This window comes from Caldithrix abyssi DSM 13497 (assembly GCF_001886815.1).
GTDB lineage: Bacteria > Calditrichota > Calditrichia > Calditrichales > Calditrichaceae > Caldithrix > Caldithrix abyssi.
In genome coordinates, this window is sequence record NZ_CP018099.1 from 19,108 (window position 1) to 34,308 (window position 15,201).

At 46.1% G+C, this 15,201-nt stretch carries 10 protein-coding genes; all 10 read left to right on the forward strand.

Translation table 11 applies throughout. The annotated features are described in order from the left end of the window. The 10 genes from Cabys_RS00085 to Cabys_RS00130 all read left to right on the forward strand — a co-directional run bounded on the left by Cabys_RS00085 (position 1) and on the right by Cabys_RS00130 (position 15,181). Positions 1-1,257, forward strand: coding sequence for a hypothetical protein (locus Cabys_RS00085; RefSeq protein ID WP_006927572.1), 1,257 nt, complete (start codon positions 1-3; stop codon positions 1,255-1,257). Between the two features lie 13 nt (positions 1,258-1,270). Further along, the gene (gene rsmD / locus Cabys_RS00090; protein WP_006927571.1) at positions 1,271-1,831 is read left to right on the forward strand and encodes a 16S rRNA (guanine(966)-N(2))-methyltransferase RsmD; all 561 of its coding nucleotides are present in this window, start codon (positions 1,271-1,273) and stop codon (positions 1,829-1,831) included. Then, complete coding sequence (gene coaD, locus Cabys_RS00095; protein WP_006927570.1) at positions 1,821-2,333, forward strand: pantetheine-phosphate adenylyltransferase; 513 nt, start codon at positions 1,821-1,823, stop codon at positions 2,331-2,333. The genes rsmD and coaD overlap by 11 nt, the downstream gene beginning before the upstream one ends. Then, complete coding sequence (gene pta, locus Cabys_RS00100; RefSeq protein WP_006927569.1) at positions 2,320-3,300, forward strand: phosphate acetyltransferase; 981 nt, start codon at positions 2,320-2,322, stop codon at positions 3,298-3,300. The genes coaD and pta overlap by 14 nt, the downstream gene beginning before the upstream one ends. 23 nt (positions 3,301-3,323) lie before the next feature. Further along, on the forward strand, positions 3,324-3,557 hold the full coding sequence (locus Cabys_RS00105) for an FmdB family zinc ribbon protein (protein ID WP_006927568.1): 234 nt from the start codon (positions 3,324-3,326) through the stop codon (positions 3,555-3,557). A 39-nt stretch (positions 3,558-3,596) separates the two neighbouring features. Next, positions 3,597-4,904: a citrate (Si)-synthase, eukaryotic gene (locus Cabys_RS00110; protein WP_006927567.1), complete on the forward strand. Its 1,308-nt coding sequence runs from the start codon at positions 3,597-3,599 to the stop codon at positions 4,902-4,904. Between the two features lie 179 nt (positions 4,905-5,083). Next, positions 5,084-6,934 (forward strand): glycoside hydrolase family 13 protein, encoded by a 1,851-nt coding sequence (locus Cabys_RS00115; RefSeq protein ID WP_006927566.1) that lies wholly within the window; start codon positions 5,084-5,086, stop codon positions 6,932-6,934. Position 6,935: 1 nt separating this feature from the next. Beyond that, positions 6,936-8,606 carry a peptidylprolyl isomerase gene (locus tag Cabys_RS00120; RefSeq protein ID WP_006927565.1) on the forward strand — a complete coding sequence of 557 codons (1,671 nt, stop codon included), beginning with the start codon at positions 6,936-6,938 and terminating at the stop codon, positions 8,604-8,606. An 8-nt stretch (positions 8,607-8,614) separates the two neighbouring features. After that, positions 8,615-11,395 (forward strand): TonB-dependent receptor, encoded by a 2,781-nt coding sequence (locus Cabys_RS00125; protein WP_006927564.1) that lies wholly within the window; start codon positions 8,615-8,617, stop codon positions 11,393-11,395. 15 nt (positions 11,396-11,410) lie between these two features. Continuing rightward, on the forward strand, positions 11,411-15,181 hold the full coding sequence (locus Cabys_RS00130; RefSeq protein WP_006927563.1) for a hypothetical protein: 3,771 nt from the start codon (positions 11,411-11,413) through the stop codon (positions 15,179-15,181). The last annotated feature ends 20 nt before the right edge of the window (positions 15,182-15,201 follow it).

A 15,201-nucleotide genomic window follows, 5' to 3' on the forward strand; every position in this document is an offset into this window, starting at 1 on the left:
GTGGATCACGATTTATTGAATGAAGATGATTTTTTTGAGCAATTAAAAAAGGGGAAACAAAAGCCGACGCAACCCCGGCAGGAAGAACCGAAAGAAGAGATAAAGAAAGCAGAAATAGAAGAACAGCCCGAAGAGCCCTTGGAAACAGATTTGTTCGAAACAGGACAAAAAGATGAGGCTCTTTCGGTAGTAGATGAAGGAGCGCCTTCCGAACCCGTCCGGGAAAAAGAGGAAGAAGAATTAATGCCGGATGTTGGCATGGAACCACCGCTGGAGCCGCATCCTTTTGAAGAAGAAAGCTTTGCCTCTTACGAAGAAGATATGTTTAGCGCCCAAACTGGCGTTGAAAAGGAGCAAAAGGAAGAGGTTGAGCAACAGGAAAAACAAATAGAAGAACAAGAGGCGCAGCAGCCACAGCCACCTCAAAAGATTTACATTCCGGAAGATAAAGTTGAAGATGAAAAATTGCCCACACTGAGCAAAAGGCCGGTTATTGTCTGGAGTGTAATCGCCGTTACGCTAATTGTGGCGCTGTTTGCAGGATATATGTTTTTTAGCGACAAAGGCACGGAAGAAAAGCCCGTGGCGCAGGAACAGCAGCCGCAAAGTCCGCAGGAGCAAAGCCCTTCGATGGACCCGCTCCTGGAAAAGCAAACCCAATATCTGGGCATGATTGCGGCTGAAAACAACCAGAACCTGGGCGTTATAAGCGCCATTAGTGATATTGCCGGAAAAAACAAGGTGCAGATTTCCAGTTTGTTGTTTTACGGCGGAGACCTTTCAGTCGAATTGTTCGGGCAAACTCGCGATCAACTGGCGCGAGCTTTAATGGATATTAAAGCGGCATTTGGCGGCACGGCAGTAAAAGTAGTCGCCTCTGATGAAAGGCCTGGTGATGGCATAACCAGCGTTATCTCCTTAAAATTAATGAAAAAAGGCGGCACGGCAGACCTTAACGCAAAAGTGGGAAGTTTAGAAGAAGCAAAACAATGGCTATCAATGTTGGCTCAACAATTTTCATTAACGCTTTCGTTGGTCAAACCATTAGATACAAAGCCGGCTCAATTCAACTTGAGCGAACAGCGCGTTCATTTTAGAATGAAGGGCGCCTATGACAATTGTTTTAAGTTTTTGAGCGCTTTAGGCCAGAGCAACCGAAATCTTAAGGTTTACAAGCTGGTGGTTTCTTCTCTTGATCAAAAATCTTTTAATAAAAGCAAATATCAGTTAGAAATTATATTGGACTTGTTTTTGTAGGAATCGGGAATGAATGCGAATAATAGCGGGTATCTATAAAGGAAGAAAACTAAAAGGAAGTGCGGATCTTTCCATCCGCCCCACAACGGGGCGTGTAAAAGAATTAATTTTTAACGTCTTGCAAAAATTTCCTGAAAACAAGGTTGTTGTAGATCTATTTTCTGGCAGTGGTAACCTGGGCATAGAGGCCCTGAGCCGGGGGGCGCAAAGAGTAATCTTTGTCGATGCTTCTGACCGTTCGCTTTTAGTGTTGAAAGAAAATTTAAGCTCCATTGGCGTCCCGGAAGATAAATACACGATTGTAAAAAGCGACGCCATCAGCTTTGCCCGAAAAGCCAGCTTTCGGGCGGATCTTCTGCTTCTGGATCCGCCGTTCAAATATCCGGAACTGCAAACGTTAATTGATTTACTAACTTCGTCAGAGATGATGACATCCAAAACAGTGCTGGTTGTTGAGCACGAAAACATAAACCCCGTGCAAAAAGAAGGCGCGGAATACGAAGTGTTAATTCAGAAAAAAATGGGACGTAGTTTAATTAGTTTTATCGTGAAAAAAGAAGAAGATGAGCAATAAAAAAATAGCAATTTATCCGGGAACGTTTGATCCCATTACGCTGGGACATATCGATATTATCGAAAGAAGCGCCAGGCTTTTTGATGAAATCATTGTAACTCTGGCTATTAATCCGGCCAAGGAACCTTTGTTTGATGTGCATGAACGAATGGAAATGATTGAGGAGGCGATCAAGGATTTTCCCAATGTGCGCGTTGAAAAGTTTGACGGATTGATTGTAGATTTTGCCAGAAAAGCTAACGCCAGGGTAATCATCAGAGGGTTGAGAGCCATTACGGATTTTGAGTACGAATTTCAGATGGCTTTAATGAATCGCCAACTATCAGAAGATATTTCAACTGTGTTTTTGATGCCTCATGAAAAGTTTACTTATTTGAATTCAACCATTATTAAAAATGTAGCCAATTTTGGCGGGAATATTGAAAAATTTGTAACAAAATTTGTCGAACGGAAACTAATAGAGAAACTGTCGCAGAAAGGAAGCAAAAATGGACTTTATTGAAAAGATCAGAACCAATGCCAGCCAAAACTTAAAAAAAATAGTATTGCCCGAAGCCTTTGACCCACGCGTATTAAAGGCCGCAAGATATTTAAAAGATAAAAAACTGGTTACGCCGGTTCTTTTAGGGAACCCGGAAGAGTTAAAGAAGATAGCTGCAGAAAATAACGTTGAGCTGAATGATCTGGAAATTGAAAACCCGCAGCAATCGGGAAAGCTGGACGAATTTGCCGAAACATTTTATGAGCTGCGTAAACACAAAGGCATTACGCGGGAACAGGCCAGAGAAACGGTTAAAAATGTTTTGTATTATGGAGCGCTGCTGGTGCGCAAGGGAGAAGTTAGCGGCGGCGTGGCCGGCTCGGTTGCCACCACAGGCGATGTGTTGCGCGCCGCCATCCAGGTAATCGGAATGAAACAGGGCATCAAAGCCGTTTCCAGTTCCTTTATCATGGTTTTAAAAGACGGCAGGGAACTTGGTTTTGGCGATTGCGCGGTGATCCCAAATCCTGACGTGGAGCAATTGGCCAGTATTGCGATTAGCAGCGCTACTACCTACAAAGGATTGGTGGGCGATGAACCGCGCGTGGCCATGCTCTCTTTTTCTACCAAAGGCAGCGCCGCTCACGAAGATGTGGAAAAAGTGGTGGCGGCAACCGCAAAGGTTAAAGAATGGGCGCCCGATTTAAAGGTTGACGGCGAGTTGCAGTTTGACGCCGCTCTGCTTCCGGAAATTGCCCAACGCAAAGCCCCGGGCAGCCCGGTGGCGGGTAAGGCTAACGTGTTTATTTTCCCGGACCTGGATGCGGGCAATATTGGCTACAAAATAGCCGAACGTCTTGGCGGCGCAGAAGCCGTTGGCCCGGTAATTCAGGGACTGGCCAAACCCTTTAATGATTTGTCGCGCGGCTGCAGCGTTGATGATATTATTAATGTGGCCTGTATCTGCAGCTTATTGGCTGAAAATTAGGATTCGGAAGGAGGTGAAAGACGATGCCGACCTATGAATATATTTGTACCAAATGCGGATATGAATTTGAAGAATTCCAGAGTATTTCTGCTGAACCGATCAGCATTTGTCCCAAATGCAACGGCCGTGTTGAAAGAAAAATAAGCGCCGGAGCCGGTCTGGTTTTTAAGGGCTCAGGATTTTACATAACCGATTATAAAAATAAAGAAAATAAATCCGGTTCAAAAAAACCCTCAAATAAAAAATCAGATTCATAAGCCGTTTATTTTTTAACCTTTTAAAGAAAGGGGATAGGTATGTCAAAGCTAAAACAAAAGTTAGCGGAAAAAATTCCTTCATATCGTGAAAGAGTTACCAAACTCATGAAGGAATACGGGGATGTTGTTGTCGATCAGGTACACATTCGTCAGTTTTATGGAGGGATGCGCGGCTTAAAGTGTTTGACCACAGATATCTCTTATCTCGATCCGAATGAAGGAATTCGTTTTCGTGGTTACACGATTCCTGAAGTACTGGAAAAATTGCCCAAACCCAAAGGCGCCGAAATGCCTTATGTTGAAGGCCATTTTTTCCTTCTGTTAACTGGCGAAATTCCAACCCAGGAAGACATTCAGGATGTGGTGGATGAGTTTAAAGCCAGAAATCGCGTTCCCCATTATGTTTACGATCTTTTAAGGGAAATGCCGCGCGACACGCATCCCATGACCATGTTTTCCGCCGCCATTTTGGCCATGCAGCGCGAGTCGGTATTTGTAAAACGCTACAACGAAGGCCTTTCTAAAATGGATTACTGGGATCCCTATTACGAAGATGCCCTCAACTTGCTGGCCAAATTGCCGGAAATCGCCGCCTACATTTATCGAATGAAGTACAAAGCAGATACGCCCATCGCCTCCAATCCGGAGCTGGATTTCGGCGCTAACTTTGCCCACATGATGGGCATCGACCACCCCTACGATGAAGTTGCCCGTCTGTACTTTATTTTGCACAGCGATCACGAAAGCGGCAATGTCTCGGCGCACACCACCCATCTGGTGGCTTCGGCGCTGTCCGATCCTTATTATGCCCTGTCCGCAGGAATGAACGGCCTGGCCGGACCGTTGCATGGCCTGGCAAACCAGGAAGTATTGCGCTGGATTCAACACGTAATGGACAAAATGGGCGGCAAATTGCCGAGCAAAGAAGAATTGAAAAAATTCGTCTGGGATACGTTGAATTCCGGACAGGTTATTCCGGGTTACGGACACGCAGTTTTGCGTAAAACAGATCCGCGCTACACAGCGCAACGTGAATTTGCCCTAAAACATCTGCCGGATGATGAAATCTTTCAGCTGGTAAGCATGCTTTACGAAGTGGTGCCGCCCATTCTGATGGAACATGGAAAAGCTAAAAACCCGTGGCCCAATGTGGATGCGCATTCTGGCGTTATCCAATGGCATTACGGCGTTCGCGAATACGATTTTTACACGGTGATGTTTGGCGTGGGCCGGGCAATTGGCGTGTTGAGCAATATCGTCTGGGATCGTGCAGTGGGTCAGGCTATTGAACGTCCCAAATCGCTAACAACTGACATGCTGGAAAAGGTTGCCGGTATTAAAAAATAACCATCTCAATTTCTCCCTCCCACTCAAAATCCGGGTAGCCGTAAAGGCGGCCCGGATTTTTCTTTTTAATAAATAATTAACATTTTTTGCAAAATTTGTTAAAAAAAATTTTCATTTGAAAAAATTAGTAACTATATTCTGTGTTACTAAGTTGAAGGTTGGCGATTTGGAATGGATGGATGAAAGTAAGTCGTTATTTTAATGCAATTTTGTTGTCTTTTCTTTTTTTAATTTTCTTTAATGGATGCAATGTTAATTATTCGTCAATTGAAGATCCACAACCATCCTGGATCGCCGACGCTGTATTTTACCAGATTTTTCCCGAACGGTTTAGAAACGGGGATCCCTCTAACGATCCCGATAAAAAATCACTCGCTGGCAGCTTTCCTCATGACACCACTTCGGAATGGCATGTAAGCCCCTGGACGGCCGACTGGTACAGGTTGCAACCCTGGGAAGAAAAAAATGGCAAGGGGCTGGCCTACAACTTACAGCGCAGGCGATACGGCGGCGATATTCAGGGAATCATCGAAAAGCTCGACTATTTAAAGGATCTGGGCATTAATGCCATCTACCTGAATCCTGTTTTCGAGTCGCCTTCGTTGCATAAATATGACGCCGCCACGCACATTCACATAGACGACAACTTTGGCCCCAATCCACAATTCGATCGCAAAATAGTACAGACCGAAGACCCGCTAAATCCGCAAACATGGAAATGGACCTCTGCCGACAGCTTATTTCTAAAACTCATACAAGAAGCCCATCGCCGAAATATTAAAATCATCATCGACGGCGTTTTTAATCATGTGGGCATGACGCACTGGGCCTTTGTGGACGTTCAAAAAAACGGGCCAAACTCAAAGTTTAAAGACTGGTTTACCATTTTGCAATGGGATGATCCCAAAACGCCGGAGAACGAATTCCGCTACAAAGGCTGGTTTGACGTTCCGGAGTTGCCGGAATTAAAAGAAGATGAACACGGACTGATTAAACCGATCCGGGAACATATTTTTGCCGTGGTTCAGCGCTGGATGGATCCCAATAACGACGGCGATCCTTCTGATGGCATTGACGGCTGGCGGCTGGATGTGGCCGAAATGGTGCATCACGATTTCTGGAAATTATTTCGGATGAAAGTTAAGTCTATTAATCCGGAAGCGTACATTACGGGAGAGGTGTTCTGGGAAGATTGGAAAAATAATAAGTTGATGAATCCGGGCCCGTGGTTGCAGGGCGATGAATTTGACGGCGTAATGAACTATGAATGGGCCGCCGCAGTAACCAGATATTTTATTGACCAAAAGAAAAAGATTAGCGCTTCGGAATTTGTCCGCCAGCTAAAAAAATTAGACGACCGTTACGCCCCGCGTTTTCAATTTCAATTAATGAATTTAATGGACAGTCACGACACCGATCGTCTGGCCTCAAACATTGTCAATCCTGATTTATTTTACGATAAAAAAGTTTCTCCCTATGATAATCCGGATTATCAGATCAGAAAACCCAACGCACAGGAGCGAAAAATACAGCGGCTTATTGCTCTTTTTCAGTTTACCTACCCCGGGCCGCCCATGATTTACTACGGAACAGAAAGCGGTATGTGGGGAGGAGACGATCCGGATTGCCGTAAACCCATGGTCTGGAGCGACATGATTTATGAGCCGGAAGCGGTTACGGTGGATCAGCAACCGCGAGCAGCCGATTCGGTTTATTTTGATTATGAACTGTTTCATTATTACCGCACTCTAATTCACATAAGAAAGAACGAAATTGCCCTTCGTAAAGGCGAAATGAATGTGCTCCATTTTGACAATGACAAAGACATCTTAGCTTTTACGAGAAAGTTGGGAGACGAGCTTATTTTAATTCTCATTAACAATAATGAACAACCGCAAGTTATTGAGCTGGATGAAATAGCTGGCCAGGATTGGCAAAATTTATTGAACGGTGAAAAAATCAAAGTTCAGAAAAATCGCCTAAAAATCCAACTGCAGGCTAAAGAAGGCGCCATTTTGAAAAGAATTTGAGATGAAAGCACAACTTAAAATAACCATAATTGCGGCGGTAATTTTTTTGACAGGTTTTACGGCCTGTAAAAAGGAATTGAAACTCGATGAGCATACGGTGGCCATTGTGGGAGAGTACGCCATTCCTTTTGAGCAGTATGAAAATCGCTATCAGGAATATCTGGACGTAACCTACCAGAAGGATAATCTGTTTTTGCGCCTGGGCGTGCTGCGCAACATGATTAATGAAATTTTGCTAAAACATTATGACGATAATCGGGCCATATTGAACAGCGAAGAATATCAAAACGATCAGGAATGGGTGAAAAAAGAAATGCTGCTGGCCTATTTAAAAGAGGATGATATTTACTCTAAAATCCGGGTTACGGATCAGGAGGCCAGAGAAGCCTTTGTGCGTTTAAACGAAAAAATTGCCGCGCGCCACCTTTACGCCCCAACGGAAGAAGAGGCCAATCGTTTGTACGAACTGTTAATGAAGGGCGCATCGTTTGACTCGCTGGCCAGAGAGGTTTTCACGGATTCAACGTTAAGAAGCAACGGCGGTTACCTGGGGTATTTTACCTGGGGCGACATGGATCCGGCCTTTGAAGACGCCGCCTATCAGATGAAGATCGGCGAAATTTCAAAGCCGGTTAAAACGGCTCAGGGCTACAGCATCATTAAAATAGAAGATCGGAAACGCGTGCCTATTTTAACGGAAACGGAGTACGTAAAGAAAAAGGGCCAGATCATTCGCTTCATAAAAATTTCTAAAAGAAAACCGGCAGAAAAAGAATATTTACAAAAGGTGGTTGATTTAAAGGCGTTCCAATTCGATGATCAGGCGGTAGAAGATCTTTTAACAGCGCTTAAAGGCAAACAGGAATTTGCACAGGAAGCAAAACCGATCGATTTAAGCAAAACGGTTGTTCGTTATAAAACGGAAAAATGGAATGGTTCCGAATTACTAAAAGCGATCAAAAAAATCCCTTCTTACCATCGAGATAGAATCGATTCCAGCGAAAAACTCAAAGCGGCCATCAAGGGCTTAATTGTCAATCAAAAATTGCTAAAAATTGCCGAGCAAAAAGGTTATGCCCGTTTGCCGGAGGTAAAGCATGCGCTGGCCAATGCAGAAAATAATCTTTACCTGAAGTACAAACGTAAGTACATTCTGCAAAACGCTACAGTGCCGGATTCTATTCTGCGACAATACTATCGAAAAAATATCTGGAAGTTTAAAGAGCCGCGAAAAATTAATGTTCGGGAAATTCTGGTCGCCGATTTACAGACGGCATTGAAAATTAAAAAGCAGCTTTTAGACGGCGCCGACTTTGCCCAACTGGCCCGAAAATATTCTTTAAGAGGTTGGACGGCGCAAAATGGCGGCGAAACGGGCTACGCCGAACTGGATCGATTTGGAAAGTTAAAAGACAAATTCTGGAATACGCCTGTCGGAAAAATCATCGGCCCGCTTAAAATAGAAAATGTGTACGGCCTGTTTCGCGTGGAAGGAAAGATAGATGCGCAACCGGTTAGCTTTGAGCAAATTAAAGACCAGGTGGAAGAAGAATACAAAGGCGAAAATCAAACAGAAATCATGCGCGCCTATCTGCAAAAATTGAGAAAAAAGGTTAAAATTGAACGCAATTTAGATTTAGTCAAATCTTTTGTGCTTGATAATAAAGAATGAGGTGTTTTATGAATAACAGAATGCTAACGATTCTAAGCGCAATATTTTTCATGGCCGCAAATATCTTTGCAGGCACGACCGGAAAAATTGCCGGAAGGGTAGTCGACAAAAGTACGGGCGAACCCTTACCCGGCGCCAATGTGTATTTAGAAGGAACGTCTTTTGGATCAACCACCGATCTTGACGGTCATTACGTGATATTAAATGTACCGCCGGGTAATTACACTATTGTGGCGCAATACATTGGGTATCAGGAAATTAAAATGACCGGCATAAAAGTTTCCATCGACCTTACTACGAGAATTGATTTCGAACTGCCCGAAACTACGCTGGAAACGACCGAAGAAATAGTGGTGGTGGGCGAACGGAAGCTCATTCAAAAAGATATCACCTCCAGTCAGGCCAGCGTTTCATCGGAGGAGATTGATGTTTTGCCGGTTACGGAGATGACCGATGTGCTGCAGTTGCAGGCAGGTATCACGCGTGATGCGGGCGGCGGTTTTCACATTCGCGGCGGCCGTTCCAACGAAATCTCTTATTGGGTAAACGGCGTTTCGGTAACCGATGCCTTCGATAACAGCATGGGCATAGAGGTGGATAATAATAGTATTCAGGAACTGCAGGTCATTAGCGGAACATTTAACGCCGAGTATGGCAACGCCATGTCCGGAATTATTAACCTGGTTACTAAAGAAGGCGGCCGTAATTACGCTGGTAATATTAAAATTTACGCCGGCGACAATTTGAGCAATTTTACGGATTATTTTTATTACATCGACCATTTCGATCCGCTGGCAGAATACAATCTTCAATCCAGTTTAAGCGGACCGATTCCTTACACCGGTAAAAAATTAACCTTTTTTGCCAACCTGCGTTACAATAAAAATGACGGATACCTTTACGGACAGCGGCGCTACAATCCGGACGGCAGCTGGGCCAGCGCCGACACTCTTTTGCCGGTAAGCGCCAAAGACGATCCGGAAGCGCGCTATGTGGAAAAGAACGGTAAAATTTACAAGGTGGTGCCGCCCATGAGCGGCGAACCGGTGCCCATGAATTGGAGCAAAAAATACAACGCTCAGGCCAAAATCACTTACTATGCTCTGCCCACTTTAAAATTCAACGCCGAAATTCTGTATTCCAGCCGCAATTTCCAGGATTACGATCACAGCTACAAGTGGGAACCGGACGGAAACGTTAAAAAGTATTCCGACAGTTACAACACCTGGCTTTCCATGACGCACACCATCAATCCAAAAACATTTTACACCGTTTATGGCTCCTTTTTTCAAAATGAATTTCAGGAGTATTTGTACAAAAATCCTTACGATCCGCGCTATGTTTACAGCGACACACTGCAACCCATCGCCTACGCCTTTCGCACGGCCGGCACCAACAACCATCGCTTTGATCGCATGACCAGGACGTACGGTTTAAAAATGGATTTTACCAGTCAGGTGACCAATCGGCATTTGATTAAGTTCGGATTGGAAGGTAAATGGCACGTTTTAAACTTTGACGATTACTGGCTGCAGGCGGCGCGCGATGCCAGCGGGCAGATCATTTCGCCTTACCAGCCCATGGTTCCTGCTGATACCAGTCATATTCGCACCAAGTACACGCGCAGGCCAAGAGAATTCGCAGCCTACATTCAGGATAAAATCGAATACGAAGACATGATCATCAATGTAGGCCTGCGCTTCGATTACTTTAATTCCAAGGGCAAGGTACTGGTAGACCCCAAAGACCCCAATATTTACTTTCCGCTGCGAGAAGGTCTGGACAAATTGCCTTTATCGGAACGGGAAAAATATTTTTACAAAGACGCAAAGCCTAAAATGCAAATTAGTCCGCGCCTGGGTATTGCCTACCCCATCAGCGCAGACGGCGTTATCCATTTTTCTTACGGGCATTTTTTGCAAATCCCATCCTTTGTCTATCTTTTTAACAACGGTTATTATCGCGTGGGCGAAACCGGTCAGTTTTACGGGCCTTACGGCAATCCGGATCTGGACGCCCAGCGAACGGTGATGTACGAAATCGGTTTGCAGCAGGGACTGTTCGGAGATTTTAAGATCGATGTTACTGGTTTTTACCGCGACGTCCGTAACTGGATTTCGACCAGCCCGCTTTACATTACTTACAACCGTGTAACCTATTCGCTTTACATCAATAAAGATTATGCCAACGTTAAAGGCATAACCTTAAATTTAAAAAAGCGTTACAGCAATCATTACTCCTTTGACATCAGCTACACTTTTCAGGTTGCGGAAGGAAGTAATTCCACGCCGGAAGAAGAATTTAACGCCGCGCGTTCTAACCTGGAACCCACGCTTATTCTTCTGCCGCTGGACTGGGATCAACGCCATCTGATCAATGGTTCCTTTTATGTGGGCGGCGACACCTGGGGCGGCAGTTTAATTGCCCGCTTTGGAACAGGTCTGCCCTACACGCCGCAGATTACGCAGTACACATCCGATCGCGGCATTCGTTGGGGGTTGCAAAAAAATAGCAGGCGGCGCCCCAATCAGTTTAGCCTGGACTTACGTTTGCACAAAAATCTGGTTATCAATGGATTTAAGTTCACCACCTTTGTGAACATCACGAATTTGCTGGACAACAAAATTCCGATCAACGTCTTTGCCGACACCGGCAAGCCGGACTACACCACGGTAAACGTACCGGACGATCCCGTTAAAAGACCGAATACCGTGGAAGAATATCGAAAATATCCGTGGCACTATGCCGAGCCGCGCAGAGTTCAATTTGGCATTGATTTCAATTTTTAAATAGAGAGGTGATTCATGAGACAGGTGATAAAGATATTGTCGCTTATATGGTTGCTCTTTTTTATGACTCAAAGCCTGTTCGCACAAAACAATCAAATTACGCACGTTCCTTCCAAGGAACGCGGCGACCCCAAGTATCGTCGTAAGGCGCAGTTAGAAGGCAACAACATTCGTACAACGATCTTCAATTTCGGACATACGGGCCGCACCGGCGCGGTGCCCATTTATGAAGAAACGCCTTACGAATGGCCTAAAAACACCGGCAAGGTTTATCTGGCGCAAACGACCATCTGGTGGGGCGCCGAAGTCATTGACGAAAACGGCGAAAAACAACGCATCGTCATTGTGGACAATGGCCGAACTTCCGACGAAGGGAAAAGCTGGAATATTGAGCCCTGTCCGGGTTACTTTAACCCCAACTCAAACAGCATTGCCAATAGCGTCGATCCGAGCACCTGGCCGGAGTACTGGCCGGACAAAATGAACATCGACCCGGAAAGCGGTTCGGAACCGGGCTGGCCGGGAAGCTGGAATGGTTATTTTGGGCAGGACAAATTTAACGCTGATCAGGAATTGTTCTACCGCGCATCGGACGACCGCTACGATAATTATCTCTATTTTCCGGATTCAACCGACAAAACGCGCCACGGGCTGGGCATTTTGATGGATGTGCGGGCCATGGCCTGGTCGCAGATTCTGGTGAGCGATGTGGTTTATCTGCTGCACTTTTTGAAAAACGACGGAACCAAAGATATTGAAAAATTTGCCGTTACCTTTGGCGTGGCCGATTTTGTGGGCGGCGATGGCGATTCCCAGGACGACATCTCCGAATTCGACCTGTTAGAAGACATCATGTGGAGCCGCGATTCAGACAATAAGGCGCCCACTTTTGGAAAAGACCCCGTGGGCATTGTAGGCGTGGCCCTGTTAGAAACTCCGGGCAACGCGCACGATCGCATCGACAATGACGGCGACGGCGAAGAAGGCGGGCCCAAAGTTACCGAAGAGATGCTGCAGGGCGAAGGCACAGCGGAAATTCTGGACAATCCCGGCGATCAGCGTAATGCCAACGGCATTGACGATAACCGCAACGGCCTGATCGATGAAACCATTGCGCACATTCCTTTTGCCGGCCAGGTGGGCGTGACCTACGCAGATGGCATTGACGCTAACGGTAATGCCGAAGAAGGCAGCCCGCTGGTAACCGTTGAAATGGTTGACCTGGCCAAAACCGATCAGGTAACGGTGGACGGCGAAACCTACTACTGGAATCGCTGGCCAGCCAATGTGGAAAGCGATCCCATTCAAAACGGTCAAATTCACCTGACCATGGTGGACGAAACCGATATTGGCAAAGCTTTTAAAGACTACATCGATAACAATGGCAACGGCGAAGATAACAGTCCGGTGGTTACGCAGGAAATGATCGACGCCGCCGCTCAGGACGCGCCTTATTATCGCTATCGTGTTCCAAACAGCAATATCATTCTTTATGATTTAAAAGCCGAAGACCTGGGTAAGAAATATGCCGACGGCATAGATAACGACGGCGACGGAGCCGTCGATGAAGATATCGATGAAGGCATCGACGAGATGATCGACGAACGGCGCGATGATTTTATCGATAATGACGGCGACTGGAACCCCATTTTAGATGACGTTGGAATCGATGGCATTGCCGGCACCAACGACCTGGGCGAGGGCGACGGCAAACCAACTTCCGGCGCGGCAACGGATGATCCTGGCGAACCGAATATTGACGACACCGATATCTCTGAAACGGATCAAATCGGTATTTCCGCTTCTGCCAGAACGCCGGCAGGCGGTTTAAACCTGAACAGCGACGCCACCCTGTGGTTCGATTTTATGATCCCGGGAAAATTTTACGATCCCAGAACGGTGCTCGCCGGCGAATACGACCTGTGGGTGACATCCGGCTACTTTCCCATTAAGGCCGGACAAACCGAACCCATTTCGGTGGCCGTAATCCTGGCCAATGCCAATCAGAACGATCCCAACGGCGAGCTGCGCAAACAGGCGGTGCTAAAGAAACGCGTTCGCGCGCAGGAAACTTACAACAACGATTATCAGTTTGCCAACGCGCCCATTACGCCCAAATTGACGGCCGTACCCGGCGACAATAAAGTTACGCTGTACTGGGACGACCTGGCAGAACAATCGTTCGACAACTACATCTACAAAATAGGCGGAAATCCCTATGATTTTGAAGGATACCGCATCTACCGCGCAACCGATCCGGCTTTTCAGGATCCGCTGGAAATTACCGATGCCTTCGGTACCCTGCGCTTTAGAAATCCGATTGCTCAGTTTGACTTGATAGACGGCATCACCGGCCTGGATTCAGTGGGCATTGACGGAGCCAACTTTTATCTGGGCAATGACAGCGGCTTACGCCACACCTTTGTGGACTCTTCTGTGAAGAACGGATTTACCTATTACTATGCCATTACCTCTTATGATTTTGGTTATCCGGCAGGGGGCATTTTGCCGACCGAAAGTCCAATCCGCGTGAATCTGCAACCGGATGGTTCGGTAATTTTAGGCCCCAATGTGGTGCGCGTAACGCCGGAGGCGCCTGCGGCAGGATATGTTCCGGCCACTCTGGGCACCATTGAGCACGAAGAGGGTTCTTCAACAGGCAGAATTTCTTATGAAATAATCGACCCCAATAAAATTAAAGACGGCCATGTATATTACATAACTTTTGAAGACACCTTAAAGCCGGGCAAGCCTGGTAAGCCAGACACCCTGACCACAAAGAGTTACACTCTGGTCGATTCCACTGCCGATTCGGTGCTGGTCTGGAAAAGCCCGCACCTGGAAGAAGACTTTGAACAGCCCTTAACTGATGGCTTTCGTTTGCATTTTGTCAACGAGGATCAGGTGGGTATTAATGCCAATCTTTCCGGCTGGCGGCCAAAAGACGTGAACATCCCGGCCTTTACCTTTCAGAAGTTAACGCAGAGCGTTGGCCCGGAAGGTGAGTTCAGAGTCAATGACTATTTGATCCTTTTTGGCGATGTGGGCATGGCCACATCCTTACCGGGCGTCTATGAAGGCAACTATTATGATTCAAAAGAGGTGAACTTTAAAATAATCAATCTTAACACCAATGAGCCTGTAGATTTTGTGTTTGTGGAAAACGATACCATTGGAACGCCGCCGGGCGTATTCTCTTCTAACTACCGCATAATAAAGCTGGGCAATACAGAAATTAAAATTCCCTATAAAGATGTTATTGCCTTTCTGGAGCCGAAGACTGTAAACGACCGCGATACACTGGTTTATACCTGGCAGTTCTATTTGAGCTCCATTCCGGATTCGACCCAAAGAATACCGGCTGCTGGCGATACGGCGAAGATAATTCTCAAAAAACCGTTCCTCTCGCAGGATGTGTACCGCTTTGTGGCCCGGGGCAGCTACATCAACAAAAGAGAAGCTAAAAACGATATGGATCGAATTAAAGTAGTGCCCAATCCTTATGTTGCCACGGCAGAATGGGAACCGCGCAATCCGTACAATTCCGGTCGCGGGCCACGTTCCATCCACTTTACGCATTTACCGGCAAAATGCACCATTCGTATTTTTACGGTAAACGGAGAGCTGGTGCGCAAAATAGAGGTGGATAATCCGGAAGATAACGGAACGGCCTACTGGGATTTATTGACCAAAGACCATCTGTCGGTTTCTTACGGCGTTTACATCTACCATGTTGAGGCGCCGGGAATCGGTGAAAAAGTCGGCAAATTTGCCATTATTAAATAGAGCGCTTTTAAAGAACCGAG

Bases quoted from the DNA above. Each gene is read 5' to 3' on its own strand.
- rsmD (WP_006927571.1), top strand. From the start codon at position 1,271: ATGCGAATAATAGCGGGTATCTATAAAGGAAGAAAACTAAAAGGAAGT.
- coaD (WP_006927570.1), top strand. From the start codon at position 1,821: ATGAGCAATAAAAAAATAGCAATTTATCCGGGAACGTTTGATCCCATT.
- pta (WP_006927569.1), top strand. From the start codon at position 2,320: ATGGACTTTATTGAAAAGATCAGAACCAATGCCAGCCAAAACTTAAAA.
- Cabys_RS00105 (WP_006927568.1), top strand. From the start codon at position 3,324: ATGCCGACCTATGAATATATTTGTACCAAATGCGGATATGAATTTGAA.
- Cabys_RS00110 (WP_006927567.1), top strand. From the start codon at position 3,597: ATGTCAAAGCTAAAACAAAAGTTAGCGGAAAAAATTCCTTCATATCGT.
- Cabys_RS00115 (WP_006927566.1), top strand. From the start codon at position 5,084: ATGAAAGTAAGTCGTTATTTTAATGCAATTTTGTTGTCTTTTCTTTTT.
- Cabys_RS00120 (WP_006927565.1), top strand. From the start codon at position 6,936: ATGAAAGCACAACTTAAAATAACCATAATTGCGGCGGTAATTTTTTTG.
- Cabys_RS00125 (WP_006927564.1), top strand. From the start codon at position 8,615: ATGAATAACAGAATGCTAACGATTCTAAGCGCAATATTTTTCATGGCC.
- Cabys_RS00130 (WP_006927563.1), top strand. From the start codon at position 11,411: ATGAGACAGGTGATAAAGATATTGTCGCTTATATGGTTGCTCTTTTTT.